The following is a 13,817-nucleotide window of genomic DNA, read 5'->3' as shown; positions in this document are numbered from 1 at the left end:
CGGCCTATAAATCGCGGATGTCTGTTCATTAAGAAGCCGCTTGCTGCATCGTAATTTTCTCAATCACAAAGTCCTGCAATTGTCCTAACGTCTTAATAGTCAGCACGCCGGTATCTTTGCCGATTTTAATAGTGAAGGCTTTTTCAAACGCAATCACCATATCTACTGCATCCAGACTATCGAGTCCTAACCCTTCATAAAGATCGGCCTCTGGTTTGAGATCGCCCATTTCGAGTTCAAATTCATTAACCAGGATCTGGTTAATTTCTTTTTTTAATACTGTTTTATCCATCATAATTTTCTCAACACTAAGCTAGAAATCACGCCACCGAGCGCAAAACTATTTTTTATAACGGTATTAACGCGGGTGGATAACTGAGATTGAACATGCTGTATTCCCTGGCATTGTTCGTCTGGTGAAACAAGATTGCGGGTGGGGAATAGGGTATTGCGCTGCATCATCGCCAGACAGGCGATAAGCTCAATGGCACCGCTGGCGGCCATCGTGTGTCCAAGATGCCCTTTCAGGCTAGATACCGGGATGTGTTGCTGGCAAAGCATGCGAATGGCCTGGCTTTCCGCAATATCTCCCGAACGCGTGCCGGTTGCGTGAGCATTGATATAACTGACATCACTTATATCAAGGCGGGCGCTGGCTAAGGCGCTTTGCATGCAGGCTAATAGCGGCTCAGGGGCCGGACTGGCAATACTTGATGTATCGCTTGCGCTAGTAAATCCTGCCACCTCACCTAAAATTGTGGCTCCGCGCTGCTGCGCAGAATCGTAAGATTCGAGTAACAGCAGGCCAACGCCCTCCGAGCAGACGACACCATCGCGATCTTTATCGAAAGGCCGGGGCGTGCATTCTGGCCTATCGTTATAGTGCCGCGATGCCGCCGACATTAGGTCGAAGGTGGCGATAGTGAGAGGATGCAGCTCGTCAGCACCGCCGCATAGCATGATATCTTGTGCGCCACAGGCGATAGCTTCAAACGCCGCCCCAACCGACTGCGCACCTGACGCACAGGCCGCAGACAGCGCCATTACGCGTCCCGTCACGCCAAGCATTTGTGCTAAATTTGAGGCGACGGTATGGCCCATCATTTTGAAAAAAGCGCTGGTTTTGACCGTATCAAAACGATGCTCCGGCAAATAATTTTCGAATACCGATTGGTAAGCCTCAACGCTACCCATTGTGGAGCCGACAATGATCCCAAAACGTGGGTTATTGATATTCTCCAGCGGCAGTTGTGCCTGAGTTAAGGCTTCCTGAGCGGCGAGTACAGCATATAGCGACATGGGCGACATAGTTCGCCGATGCTTACGCGCGATCGTACTTACGTCGATATCCGTCACCCGGCCTGCGATTTGCGGCACGGCTTCATTGTCGTTGCGATAGGCGGGGGCGGGTAATACGCTAATACCACTTTGACCTGCTGCCAGCGCCGCGATGAGTCGATCGACGCCCGGCCCAAACGGCGTGATGGCACCAACCCCGGTTATAACCACTCGTCTTATTTGCATGCTCGAACTCCGTCTATTAACGTGGAATGACCCACTACGAAACCACATGCGACAAAAGCAGAAATGATGGCGCCAAGCACGCCAGGTGCCGTTATCCCCTGGCCTGCAAGATAAAATCCCGGCACTTTGGTATTCGGCAGCGGTGGGTATTGAGTGATATCGTGTGCTACGCCATACATGCCGCAGTGCGGCGAATGAAGATATTTCTGTAGTGTAAGCGGCGTTCCTCCGCCCACGACACGAAACCCGTTCATCTCAGGAAGCGCGGCGAAGAGTTGTTGTGAAAAATCTTTCAGACGCTCCTTTTTTAGCTGCCGATACTCCGCCGGACGTTTACCGCTGCCGGTGCCATAGAAAGGCAAGTATTCGTCTGGCAGGCAGGGTGCTACCGCAATGTAATCGCCGATAGCATCAGTATCACCCGGTTGTTGTGCCAGAACTGACGGCCCGGACATGACATAAAACGGCCCGCCGTGGCCACTTTTTTGCGGCGCGAACTGTTGGTTAAACGGCAGGTCGTGGCGGCAATACAGCACATTCTTTTTATTAAGAATATCCGGCGGTGGCCGATCCGAGGTCAGATAGAGTAAATGCCCAGACATCGAATCGTTGAGTTCGCGCAAGCGGCTGCGAGCCGCGGGACGCATTGCATGTTCTGGCATTAACTCTGGAAGATAGTGAGGATGGCCGGTATAAACGGCGACGTCACAACTAAGGTGCTCACCATTATCGAGTTCGACATCCTGCAACTGACCATCTGCCCGGCAGTGAACTTTTATTGCGCGGCGTTGACAGTGCAATGCCACTCCGGCCTCGTTGAGTCGTGTTTCAAACGCCTCAGACAGACCCAAGCCACCGCGTGCGAAGGTGCGTACGCTATCCATATGAGTACCAGCAACCCAGGCATGCTGGATAAACAGCGTTTTGTCCGGCTCTACGCCGTGATACAGACAGGGGATCGCCAACAAGGTACGCAAATAAGGATCGCGAACATGTTGCGCGATAATATGTGAGGCGGGCACCTGCCACTGTGGGTAATCGCGTTCTACGCCGGGCTGCGCGCCTTTGCGTAGCGAATGGAAGGGGGAAAGATAATACGCCTCGCGCAGCGTACTCATGTAGCGCTGGATACCCTGTTTTTCCGCCGGAAAATCATTGATAAGCTGTGCCGTCATCGCGGCATAACCGACCGGAATATCAAATTCGCAACCGTCTGAAAAACGTACCTTTTCAAAACAGGTGGGATCAAAATCGACACAGTCGAGTTTGCTCAGGCCCAGATAGCTCAGATAAGCGGTGAGCAAACCATGTTCGGACAGTTCCCCGGCAAAGTGCATGCCGCTATCGAAGTAAACCCGGCTCTTATAAAAGCCACGCAACATCTGCCCGACCTTCTTGTCAGATTCAATCAGCGCGACTTGATATCCATGCATGGTTAGCAGCAATGCGGCAGTCATACCAGAAAGTCCGGCCCCAATGACAACAGCGGAAGGTCGCTTTTGCATATCAGAAACCCAATACCAGGCTAGAGTTGGTGCCACCGAATCCAGCCGAATTGCACAAAGCTTTCTTGATGGGCTGGAGCCGCGTTTGCGTGACGATATCAAGCTGGGCGGTGGTTTCATCCGGCCCGTCGAAATTGATATTGGGCGCCATAAATGCGTGTTGTGCCATCAGACAGGTGTAGACAACCTGAGCGGCGCCGCTCATCCACAACTCATGGCCGGTCATTGATTTGGTTGAGGAAACTGGGACTTTGCACGGGCCAAATACATCGGTGATATTTGCCGCTTCCATGGCATCGCCTTTCGGGGTTGATGTGGCGTGCGCGCAGATATAATCGATATCTTGGCTGGCGCATCCTGATTCTTGCAGTGCCATACGCATTGCTCTGCCAAGCCCGGTACGGCTGGGAACAATAATATTCTCGCCATCTGAGGAAAAACCGTAGCTGAGTACTTCACCTAAGATCTTCGCGCCCCGTTTTACGGCCAGATCATAGCGCTCCAGCACGATCGCCGCCGCACCGCCGCTGGGGACTAAGCCATCACGGCCCTTAGCAAAAGGACGGCTGGCTGCGTGAGGAGTGGCAATACGAGTTGAAAAGGCGCCTAATCCATCGAAACTGCACATGGATTGCCAATTAATTTCCTGTGCGCCGCCACAAATCATGCGGTCCTGGCGGCCAAATCGTATCAAATCTGCCGCCTGCCCAATCGCGTGCCCGCCGCTGGCGCAGGCACCACTGATGGACCATGACGCACCTTGAGTGCCCAGAATGGCATTAAGATTCATGGTGATACATGACGTCATGGTTTTGAATATCAAGCCACTACCCAGCACTGAGGTATCTTTACTGGCTTTCAGTTGTTCTGTCTGTGCGGCAGCATCTAATACGCTAGAATCACAGCCAAAAATTAACCCCGAACGCGGGTTTTGTATTTCTTCATGGGAAAGCCCTGATTGAACAAGTGCTGACATTGCCGCTTCAAATGCCCATTCAACAAACTGTGGCATCGACTTACGCTGTTTACGATTGAGTGGAAATTTTTTATCAAAGTCTTTTATCGCACCAGAAAGTGGGGACGTAAATCCTAATGTTTCACGTTCTTTATCGACAACAATACCGGAACGACCCGTATAGAGAGACTCAGTCACTTCATCCAGATTAATACCAATGCTGGAAATAATGCCGAGTCCAGTAATTGCGACGCGGTGCAACATATTAACCTCTTTTAAATATAGGATTAAATCCATATTAATATGGTTTGATATTTTATTTTCGTAATGAAAACAATTTCACATCTTTCTTAATAAAAGATATAAAATAACAATATAAATCAATGGCATGGCTGTGATGTTGGTAAGCTTTATAGATAAAGGTTTATGTGATTAATTAATGACGACTTTAATTTTCATTAGGAATTAATACCTAAGATCTTAAGTGGTAAGCGTGGGTTGATAGTAATCTTGACCGCTGGTGGCGTAAAGACACCTGTTATTTCATTAGCATTTATTGCAAATAATATAGATGATGTAATGAAAAGTAGTGCACGATATAGGGAGATATTAGTTTAAATATCCATTTTAGAATGATAAAGAAAAATTTTGACGGATTATATTAAATAATTCTCAGATGCCGAGTAAGCCGTAACTTGATGATAAACTGGCTTGGAAGTGATGCGAACATCGCTTGCATTAGCCCATGGATACACAATAGATAGCCATTCTTTACGGACAACAAGGGTAAAATCATGGTGGTGGCACTATAGCCAGTGCCGATGACAGCGAAATCTTATAAAGGGTATTTCATATTTTATTGCACATTAAAAAAGGGACGGAATTGGTAGAGATAATCCAGCCACCTGATTTGATAGTTTTAATATTAAGAGACATTTTTTGATTTGGCTGGAGAAAGAAGGCTGGCACATATTCTTTTAAAGCATCATCATTCAGCGTGTCCATTGAATTTGTGTTAATTGATTCTGATGTGAGCCTATAGTTAAAATCATTATTAATGTAGTGAAATGTTACATTTCGAGATATTGTACCGATAATTTTATTATCACGGTGCAGTTCCCCTACCATGTCGATATTACCTAAGCTATTCGATAGGTTGTAAGTAATGTTGGTTTTTACTATTTCATTATTCCTATGTACAACTAAATCGCCAGTGCAATATATTGTCTCTTTTTTTAGGAAATGTAATGAAAATACAAATAATATTAATGTTGTGATGATTACGTAAATAAGGTTTTTTTTTCTTATTTTAATCATAATTTCTTAGCCCATAATAATAATCTGTTGTGCAAGAGGTCTTTTTATCCCCGGTTAAAGGACGAAGACAGCGTATGAGTGAACTTCTAGGTGAGCTGGGGTAGCGTGTAATATACCACCAGGTTTTTTCTCCGCAGCTAATATCATTATATTTAATGAAACGTTCAAATGATGCTTTATCGAGCAGTGTTGAATTCACATATACCGGACAGTCGCCGATATTTGTAATTTGAATGTAATCATCAAAGTTATAATATTGATTTCGTTTATAAACTTGCGGGGTGATAAAGACAGAAAGAATAAATATAATGAAGATTGATAGGAATAGAATGAAAGGCGTGATTTTTTTATTGGACTTAATAGACGCCATCGGTTGAGAGCTTGTCTCTATTGGTACTATTTCCTTTATTGATGGTACAGTTTCTTCTTCTTTATTTTCAATGTCCATTTTTAATGGTGTTTGAATAATGCTTTTTATTTTGACATTTGGTGCGATACGCAGACCACGGCGATGCACCGTGCGAATAAAATGTGAATCTAATCCCGCATCTTCTAGTGCTTTACGTAAGTTAAGAATGCATTGGTAATAAGCATTGGCAGTGACATATTCTTTTCTATCGGCCCAGCCGGTTTCCATCAATTCCGACTGCGATACAATCATTGGTTGTTTTCTAACAAGCTCTAGCAAGCAGCAACTTGCAGGATACTGGAGCTTAAATGTTTTTTTTATATCTCGGCGATATAGCTCTAATTTTGTAGGCCAAAACTCTACATTACTACTAAGTAGATAACCGTTCCTTTCATCAAGTTCATCCATATTTATACCAATGCCTTTTTAAGGGAATATCTGAACAATCACTATCTGGCACATTAAGCTGTCAAATTATTATAAGAAAAATCCCATCAAATTTCCAGTGTGATTAAAAACATGTCTCAAGCAAAATAAAAGATAAGATATTCGGTTTATTGCATTGATTTTTATTGGTTTTTTATTATTTTTGGCGATGTTTTTATTGATTTTATTTTAGTTAATAAGTGATTGGTTTTTAAATCATCGCACTAAGGTTATTGTTTCTCTAGGTTGAAGTTTCCAGTCTGAACATATCTAAGTGTATTGAAATATAAGCAACTGCGATTTTTTAATGCTCGTTGTTATGTGGTGAAGCGCCTTAAGTGCTTGTGAAGACAAGTAGGTGTCCATAAGTTAATTTTTTATAATATGGTATCAATGAGAAATATGAAGGGACTAAATACCTCCTTAAAGGGAGTTTGTGAAAGATTTAAATATATTGAAATGCGTAACGGTATTTTTACTATTATAAATTTTCATAAAGCTATTGTTTTTTTTATGGTTGGAAAAAATTATGGTGAAAGCATATTTAAAAAAAGTATAATTGTTATCTTATTTTTTATGTCTTTTTCCGTGTTTTCTTCAAGCCATGATACTAAATATTTTGCTTCAGCTGATGAGGATGGAGCCCCAGCTCAAGCGACGATGAATAAAAATAAAGCGGCGGGGCCAGGTTATAAGGGTGCGGCATTAGGAGCTAGTTCTAAAGCTTGGAATGGGGGCGTAGCCTTAGGTGATTCGTCTGTTAGTGGTGGCGGGAAAGATAATGGCGCTTTAGCCATTGCGTTAGGAATATATGCACAGGCTAATTCTGAAAGATCTATATCGATAGGTGGAGATTCGATTGTTGATGATGGTTCCAAAAATGCTATTGGGCTAGGAACATCTAGTTTTATAAATAAATCAGAAAATGCAATGTCTTTAGGGACGAGATCTTCAATCGAAGGTAGTGCAGGTTCTATTGCAATTGGTAATCTCTCCAAAATAAAAAATGCTGCTGGGGCGATAGCTATTGGTGAAAATAGTATTACCACGGCAAATAATTCTATAGCTTTGGGTAATAATTCTGTAGCGGAGAGAGACGATTCATTTTCCATTGGGAATACTGGATACAATAGGCAGTTAGTAAACCTCGCGGCTGGTACTACAAATACTGATGCGACCAATATTTTCCAATTAAACTCCGTTATATCTTCTTTGGGAGGTGGTGCACTACTAGACACTAATGGTGTTTTTAACGGTCCTTCCTATTTGGTACAGGGTAGAACGGTGAATACCTTGGCTGATGCTTTGACAGCTTTAAACAGTGGTGTTGATACGAATAAAGAAAATATCAGTACGAACAGAACCAATATTGCTGCCAATACCGCTGATATCGCGACCAGTAACGCCAATATCGTTGCGAATACCTCTGATATTGCAACCAACAGAACCAATATAGCGATAAATCGCACCGATATTGAAAAGACTATCGGCAGCGTAGAGCGGGTGGTATCAACCCTGGGCGGTGGTGCATCGGTCGATGCCAACGGCAGCGTGACCGCACCCCGCTATAACGTGCAGGGGCAGCAGACGAGAACGGTGGGAGATGCCCTGGCTGCGTTAAACAGCGGCGTTGATAGCAACAAAGCGACTATCGATAAGCACACCGCTGATATTGCCAGTAACAAAACCAGCATAACTAACATTACCAACGATCTGAATGCCGGTACGGTCGGCCTGGTGATGCAGGATGCCACAACGCACGCGTTAAGCGTGGCGGCGAACAGCGGCGGCACGTTAATGTCGCTGGCAGGTACCGACGGTGCCCGGACGCTAACGGGGGTTAACGCCGGAGTGCTGAGTGTGGATAGCAGCGAAGCGGTTAACGGCAGCCAGCTGTTTGCGACCAACCGGGCGGTTGATGCCAATACGACAAGCATCAGTGAGAACAGGGCTAACATCGCCACCCATGCTGCGGAAATCGCCACCAGTAAGGAAAATATAGCGACCAATACCGCTGATATCGCGACCAGTAACGCCAATATCGTTGCGAATACTGCTGATATTGCAACCAACAGAGCCAATATAGCGACAAATCGCACCGATATTGAAAAGACTATCGGCAGCGTGGAGCGGGTGGTATCAAGCCTGGGCGGTGGTGCATCGGTCGATGCCAACGGTAGCGTGACCGCGCCCCGCTATAACGTGCAGGGGCAGCAGACGAGAACGGTGGGAGATGCCCTGACTGCGTTAAACAGCGGCGTTGATAGCAACAAAGCGACCATCGATAAGCACACCGCTGATATCGCCAGTAACAAAACCAGCATAACTAACATTACCAACGATCTGAATGCCGGTACGGTTGGCCTGGTGATGCAGGATGCCACAACGCACGCGTTAAGCGTGGCGGCGAACAGCGGCGGCACGTTAATGTCGCTGGCAGGTACCGACGGTGCCCGGACGCTAACGGGGGTTAACGCCGGAGTGCTGAGTGTGGATAGCAGCGAAGCGGTTAACGGCAGCCAGCTGTTTGCGACCAACCGGGCGGTTGATGCCAATACGACAAGCATCAGTGAGAACAGGGCTAACATCGCCACCCATGCTGCGGAAATCGCCACCAGTAAGGAAAATATAGCGACCAATACCGCTGACATCGCGACCAGTAACGCCAATATCGTTGTGAATACCTCTGATATTGCAACCAACAGAGCCAATATAGCGACAAATCGCACCGATATTGAAAAGACTATCGGCAGCGTGGAGCGGGTGGTATCAACCCTGGGCGGTGGTGCATCGGTCGATGCCAACGGTAGCGTGACCGCACCCCGCTATAACGTGCAGGGGCAGCAGACGAGAACGGTGGGAGATGCCCTTGCTGCGTTAAACAGCGGTGTTGATAGCAATAAAGCGACCATCGATAAGCACACCGCTGATATTGCCAGTAACAAAACCAGCATAACCAACATTACCAACGATCTGAATGCGGGCACGGTCGGCCTGGTGACGCAGGATGCCACAACGCACGCGTTAAGCGTGGCGGCGAACAGCGGCGGCACGTTAATGTCGCTGGCAGGCACCGACGGTGCTCGGACGCTAACGGGGGTTAACGCCGGTGTACTGAGTGTGGATAGCAGAGAAGCGGTTAACGGCAGCCAGCTGTTTGCGACTAATGCGGCCGTAGAGAGTAATACGACGGGTATTGCCAGCAACGCGGCAGAGATTAAGCAGACTTCTAAAAACATAAGCAGTGTAGTGGCAAGTTTGGGTGCAGGGGCATCTGTTGATGCGAATGGCGACTTTATAGCACCAAACTACAGTGTTCAGAGCCAGAAGGCGAACACAGTGGGAAGTGCGCTGGCGATACTGAACGACGGTGTTGATACGAACAAAGTCAGCATTGCCAATATCAGCAAAGAGATTAACTCTGGCAATGTAGGGCTGGTAAAACAGGATGCTAATACCTTCGCTTTAAGCGTAGCAGCAACTACTGGTGGGACGTCGATGTCAATTGCTGGAAGTGAAGGGAGTCGTATCTTAAGTGGTGTAAAAGCTGGACTTAAAAATGAAGATGCAATCAATGTCAGTCAGTTGAAGAACCTCTTTGACGAACTCGGCGCTAGTGATGCCTCAATCGATGAGACTAACGGTAAAATCAGAGGCCCGCGTTACAGCATACAAGGTATTTCGTACAACCTAGGTGATTCACTTGCGGCGTTAGATGCCAGAGTGGGGACTATTAATGCCAATATGGGTAATTCTATTCATTACGATAATGATGCTCGAAATAAAGTCACGCTAGGAGGAAGTACGACAGGATCGCCAGTCACCATCACTAATATAGCCAATGGCAATATTGCGGCAGGTAGTACCGATGCGGTAAACGGCGGCCAGTTGTATCAAGTAAAAAATCAAGTTGATAAAAATACAGATGATATCAATGAGATAAAAAATAATGTTGATGGTATTGCTAACGGTAGCGTTGGTTTGATCCAGCAAGATCGCACAACGCAACAGATTACTGTAGGTAAAGACAAAGGCGGGAACTCTGTTTCTCTTACGGGTACCTCAGGCGATCGCATATTGAGCGGTGTTGCTAACGGTGTAGCAGACAACGATGCCGCGACCGTTAGCCAGGTAAAAGATATTGCGAAAGCATCAAGCAATGTCTCTACCAATAACAGTAGCAACCGAGTTAAAGCAGCGGCTACGGGTAGAAATAGTGCTGCTTTAGGGAGCGGCGCTCAGGCATCAGCTGATAACTCAGTGGCACTTGGCAGTAATGCCCAAGCCACAGGAAAGAATTCCATTGCTTTAGGAAACGACTCAATAGCAGAGCGTGATAATACTGTCTCTGTAGGCACTATGGGGGCCGAACGTCAGATGACCAATGTGGCAAGAGGCTCGGCTGGTACAGATGCTGTTAACGTAGATCAATTGAATGAGGGATTATCATCGTTAACCAATACGACGAACCAGAACTTCCGTGAGCTGGGGAAACGTATGACGGATATGAAAGATAAGCTGAGTGGTGGTGTTGCTTCTGCTATGGCGATGGGGTCACTACCCCAGCCTTATCGTGCTGGTGCTGGCATGATGTCCATGGGCGGTGGCACGTATAATGGCCAGTCAGCAGTGGCTATCGGCGCATCAAAGGTTTCTGAAAACGGCAAATGGGTGACTAAAGTTCAGGGGAGTAGTAATACTCAAGGCGATTTTGGTATGTCTGTCGGTGTCGGCTATCAGTGGTAAATAATTGAGAGTTAGTCAAAAGATGTGCCGACTCACGGCACATCTTTTAATTTTTATAAGAAAAGGTAATTTACTTTCCATAATTAATATAGTTCATGCTGTGTATTAGCAATAAAATACAATGAACAAGGAAGGGTTCTAAATGAAAATAAATACTTTGTATGCTAGTGATCTTTTCTCCTTAGGATGCCAAGATGCATTTCAGGATGTCGAAAATACGCCATTAACGTTATGCAATAATATTGTTTTTGTCGATTTTAGTGTTGTTAATGTCAACGTTTTTTCCAATTATGATTGGGTGGTTAGCCTTGGGGATTCTCTTGTTATTTTAATTTGCGATTTACAGTTACTTCCTATTGCAGGTTTTTTTCAAAAGAAATTTGAAAAAATAATTGCAATATTTACCTCTCAAGAACCCATAAACTCCATTATTTCATTCTTAGAGAACTACGACTCGCAGAGTGAAAGGAAAACAGTTGCTACCATCTGTTTATCTGAAAGTGAGTTTCTATGCCTCTCTGGGATATTGAAAGGAACGAACGCCAGCATTGAAGCTAAAACAAAAAAACTAAGTGTAAAAACAATTTATACGCATCGTAAAAATATAGTAAACAAATTAGGTAGCCGAAAGATCACATTTCTACAGAATAGCTTCCAGCGTTGACACAGACCACTAAGACCTCTTGTGAGTTGAAATAAAACCTCCCGCCTGACAAAGCAAGTTGCTTATGTAAGATGTCCCAAACAGGGATCGCAGGCAGATGTTGTTCATCTCGGGCATCAGGCGTTTGCTTACAGAGTGAATAATTACTTTACGTGAATGTAATCGATCCCTGGCTTATGGTTGCCGATGTGCTGCTATCCGAGGCGTTCTTGAGTTAGCCGCTGTGCTATTCAAGCCGCAAGTAAGTTTTTGAGAGAGACTGAGCCTCAAGGTGCGAGCAAGGAGGTGTCTGCACCATTGCCTAAAATTTCAGGGCAAGCAGTATCAGATTAGCCAGCGAATATGTGTTTTATAATAAAAATCCTACAATTATTATCCTATTTTCACTCATGTATTACTCAATTGTGCCGAGAATGTAACTGATAAAAATTTATGTCGTATATCGATATGTTGATATACAGCAGTATCGGCTTTCTATCTGCCTATATGCAATTTTCATATATATAAAATCAATCCTATATGACTTTTATGACTATTATTCTTAAGGCTTCTCCCATTAGGGAATATTTTTATGCTACTTACCCATCCTGCGTAAAGGACATGATATGACAGAGGCTTGGATATCTGCCTGCCATAATACTATTCAAAAATTTGTGGCGGATTCTACCAGATTACAGCCGAATCAATGGGTTGTGGCGCTTGATAGATTTATTGATTTCGACTACAGAATTAATTTAAGTCTGCGTTTTGATGTGGAGCGCGAGCATGAAGAACTATCCGGTCGCGTAAATGCTGATGGGGAAGATGCCGTTCATGTTGAACGAATGGCCTATGAACGGGCGTTAAAGGTAGAAACCAGCGCTGTACTTGCGCGCAATGAAACATTGCGTGACGCTCAGAAAATATTCCTGGCGCGGCCTTATGGTGAGATCCAAAATGCTGTCGTGGTTTATCAGCATCCCAGAAAAATCTGCCTTACCGAGCGATGCCACGAATGTTCAGGTGATGGACGCGTCAATTGCCGCGTTTGTATCGGTAGTGGTGAACAAGAGTGCCATTATTGTTTTGGTAGCGGCAAGGTAAAGCAAGAGCACGTGGCATATGACGCCTCCTCTACACAAAACAGTTATGAACAATCACGCAAAGATTGTGATAGATGCAATGCCCGGGGCAAGGTGAGATGCATTGATTGTAATGGCAATGGCCGCGTCAATTGCCTGTCGTGTGACGGGGAAGGCGAACTGTCAGAAATTTCTAGTTTTAAAACGGTCGCTCGTCCTTATTACCAATTAATTTTTTATCGGGATGATGATCCTGAGTTTATTCTCGATGGTTTACACAAAGTTGGTGTAGTAAACCTTTCCCAATTGGGTGCAGTCCAAGTGGGTGAGAACAATATCGATTATATTAATCGTACGGTGAGTATTACCTATAACGCCAACATTCCTTTTGCCCAATTTGAAAGCACCTCGCCACAATGCGCGGATACTCCAATTAACTGGGTATTATACGGCACGACACCACAGATACTGGATGCAGGACATGTGTTAGAAGTGTTGCTTCGGCGCGATCTGGATGCACTGACACAACAGGCTACTCCGATGAAATTATTAAACCCGCGGGTCGCCAGTCGTAGCCATGAAGCGGTGAGAACTTTTATGGAATCAGAAGCGCATCAGGAGATGTTGAAGGAAAACCGCCAAGGTAAAAAACGTGAAGTATTACGTGAAGCACTTCACCGTGCTTTCCCAACTGTTTATCTTGATAAAGCGCTTGGCAATCTGACGAAAATATTGCGTGCTATCCAATACTGGTCGGTCGTTAAATGGACGTTACTAACGACGCTGATTATCTATTTTGTCCTACCGTTCAGGACATTGGTTGGTAAAGGAACCGGGTTTGACACCGATCCCCAGCGCGTTTATCTGACCATTCCATCGCGTTATGATAATCAAGAGTTTCTGCTCACTTCTCTTCTCTATATCTGCCTTTATTACGGGCTTATCGTGTTATTTAGCGCACTCGGCGGTGCATTATTAAGTTACGTATGGCGGCGCAGCTGGCTGCGTATTCGCTTAGGTAAACCTCTAAGTAAATGGGGCGTTGAGACCGGTGCTGTACGCAGCTATTGGTTGTTGACCACCGTATTAATTTGCATATCTACAATGACGATGTTGATGCTGGCACCGGTCTGGATGACGCACGATCATCAGCTATTTGGTGTGTTGCCAGTGGGGGAATTGGTGAGGTGGATTGTGAGTAAATAAGAAG

At 45.4% G+C, this 13,817-nt stretch carries 10 protein-coding genes and 1 pseudogene; 4 read left to right on the top strand and 7 right to left on the bottom strand.

The window, feature by feature from the left end; all coding sequences use genetic code 11:
• Nucleotides 1-28: 28 nt before the first annotated feature.
• From ACL9RG_RS10660 to ACL9RG_RS10630, 7 genes are all read right to left on the bottom strand, one after another.
• Nucleotides 29-295: an acyl carrier protein gene (locus ACL9RG_RS10660; RefSeq protein WP_422792575.1), complete on the bottom strand. Its 267-nt coding sequence runs from the start codon at nt 293-295 to the stop codon at nt 29-31.
• The gene (locus tag ACL9RG_RS10655; protein ID WP_422792574.1) at nt 292-1,524 is read right to left on the bottom strand and encodes a beta-ketoacyl-[acyl-carrier-protein] synthase family protein; all 1,233 of its coding nucleotides are present in this window, start codon (nt 1,522-1,524) and stop codon (nt 292-294) included. Before ACL9RG_RS10655 ends, ACL9RG_RS10660 begins: the two co-directional genes overlap by 4 nt.
• Entirely contained in the window at nt 1,515-3,029 is a 1,515-nt protein-coding gene (locus tag ACL9RG_RS10650; protein WP_422792573.1) for a phytoene desaturase family protein, read from the bottom strand. Before ACL9RG_RS10650 ends, ACL9RG_RS10655 begins: the two co-directional genes overlap by 10 nt.
• 1 nt (nt 3,030) lies before the next feature.
• Nucleotides 3,031-4,248 carry a beta-ketoacyl-[acyl-carrier-protein] synthase family protein gene (locus ACL9RG_RS10645; protein ID WP_422792572.1) on the bottom strand — a complete coding sequence of 406 codons (1,218 nt, stop codon included), beginning with the start codon at nt 4,246-4,248 and terminating at the stop codon, nt 3,031-3,033.
• Nucleotides 4,249-4,833: 585 nt separating this feature from the next.
• Nucleotides 4,834-5,112: a hypothetical protein gene (locus tag ACL9RG_RS10640; protein WP_422792571.1), complete on the bottom strand. Its 279-nt coding sequence runs from the start codon at nt 5,110-5,112 to the stop codon at nt 4,834-4,836.
• A 181-nt stretch (nt 5,113-5,293) separates the two neighbouring features.
• Complete coding sequence (locus ACL9RG_RS10635; RefSeq protein ID WP_422792570.1) at nt 5,294-6,118, bottom strand: winged helix-turn-helix domain-containing protein; 825 nt, start codon at nt 6,116-6,118, stop codon at nt 5,294-5,296.
• A 707-nt stretch (nt 6,119-6,825) separates the two neighbouring features.
• The gene (locus ACL9RG_RS10630; protein WP_422792607.1) at nt 6,826-7,248 is read right to left on the bottom strand and encodes a hypothetical protein; all 423 of its coding nucleotides are present in this window, start codon (nt 7,246-7,248) and stop codon (nt 6,826-6,828) included.
• Between ACL9RG_RS10630 and ACL9RG_RS10625 the strand changes: the two are divergent.
• The 4 genes and pseudogenes from ACL9RG_RS10625 to ACL9RG_RS10610 form a co-directional block, all read left to right on the top strand.
• Nucleotides 7,136-7,378, top strand: a pseudogene (locus ACL9RG_RS10625) (hypothetical protein); the annotation flags it as partial. The gene ACL9RG_RS10630 and the pseudogene ACL9RG_RS10625 overlap by 113 nt on opposite strands.
• Before the next feature lie 42 nt (nt 7,379-7,420).
• Complete coding sequence (locus ACL9RG_RS10620) at nt 7,421-10,882, top strand: YadA-like family protein (RefSeq protein ID WP_422792606.1); 3,462 nt, start codon at nt 7,421-7,423, stop codon at nt 10,880-10,882.
• 142 nt (nt 10,883-11,024) lie between these two features.
• On the top strand, nt 11,025-11,546 hold the full coding sequence (locus ACL9RG_RS10615) for a hypothetical protein (protein ID WP_422792569.1): 522 nt from the start codon (nt 11,025-11,027) through the stop codon (nt 11,544-11,546).
• Nucleotides 11,547-12,151: 605 nt separating this feature from the next.
• Nucleotides 12,152-13,813 carry a zinc finger-like domain-containing protein gene (locus ACL9RG_RS10610; protein ID WP_422792568.1) on the top strand — a complete coding sequence of 554 codons (1,662 nt, stop codon included), beginning with the start codon at nt 12,152-12,154 and terminating at the stop codon, nt 13,811-13,813.
• Nucleotides 13,814-13,817: the final 4 nt, after the last annotated feature.

This window comes from Rouxiella sp. Mn2063, from assembly GCF_049319665.1.
Lineage (GTDB): Bacteria > Pseudomonadota > Gammaproteobacteria > Enterobacterales > Enterobacteriaceae > JBMOUD01.
The sequence above is the reverse complement of the archived record's forward strand: the minus strand, read 5'-3'. Positions and strand labels throughout refer to the sequence as shown.

Excerpts from the sequence above, each read along its gene's own strand:
- ACL9RG_RS10660 (WP_422792575.1), bottom strand. The coding sequence starts at position 295 with ATGATGGATAAAACAGTATTAAAAAAAGAAATTAACCAGATCCTGGTT.
- ACL9RG_RS10655 (WP_422792574.1), bottom strand. The coding sequence starts at position 1,524 with ATGCAAATAAGACGAGTGGTTATAACCGGGGTTGGTGCCATCACGCCG.
- ACL9RG_RS10650 (WP_422792573.1), bottom strand. The coding sequence starts at position 3,029 with ATGCAAAAGCGACCTTCCGCTGTTGTCATTGGGGCCGGACTTTCTGGT.
- ACL9RG_RS10645 (WP_422792572.1), bottom strand. The coding sequence starts at position 4,248 with ATGTTGCACCGCGTCGCAATTACTGGACTCGGCATTATTTCCAGCATT.
- ACL9RG_RS10640 (WP_422792571.1), bottom strand. The coding sequence starts at position 5,112 with ATGGTAGGGGAACTGCACCGTGATAATAAAATTATCGGTACAATATCT.
- ACL9RG_RS10635 (WP_422792570.1), bottom strand. The coding sequence starts at position 6,118 with ATGGATGAACTTGATGAAAGGAACGGTTATCTACTTAGTAGTAATGTA.
- ACL9RG_RS10630 (WP_422792607.1), bottom strand. The coding sequence starts at position 7,248 with ATGGAAAATGAATCGTCTCTCTCCGCTACAGAATTATTACCCAAAGCT.
- ACL9RG_RS10615 (WP_422792569.1), top strand. The coding sequence starts at position 11,025 with ATGAAAATAAATACTTTGTATGCTAGTGATCTTTTCTCCTTAGGATGC.
- ACL9RG_RS10610 (WP_422792568.1), top strand. The coding sequence starts at position 12,152 with ATGACAGAGGCTTGGATATCTGCCTGCCATAATACTATTCAAAAATTT.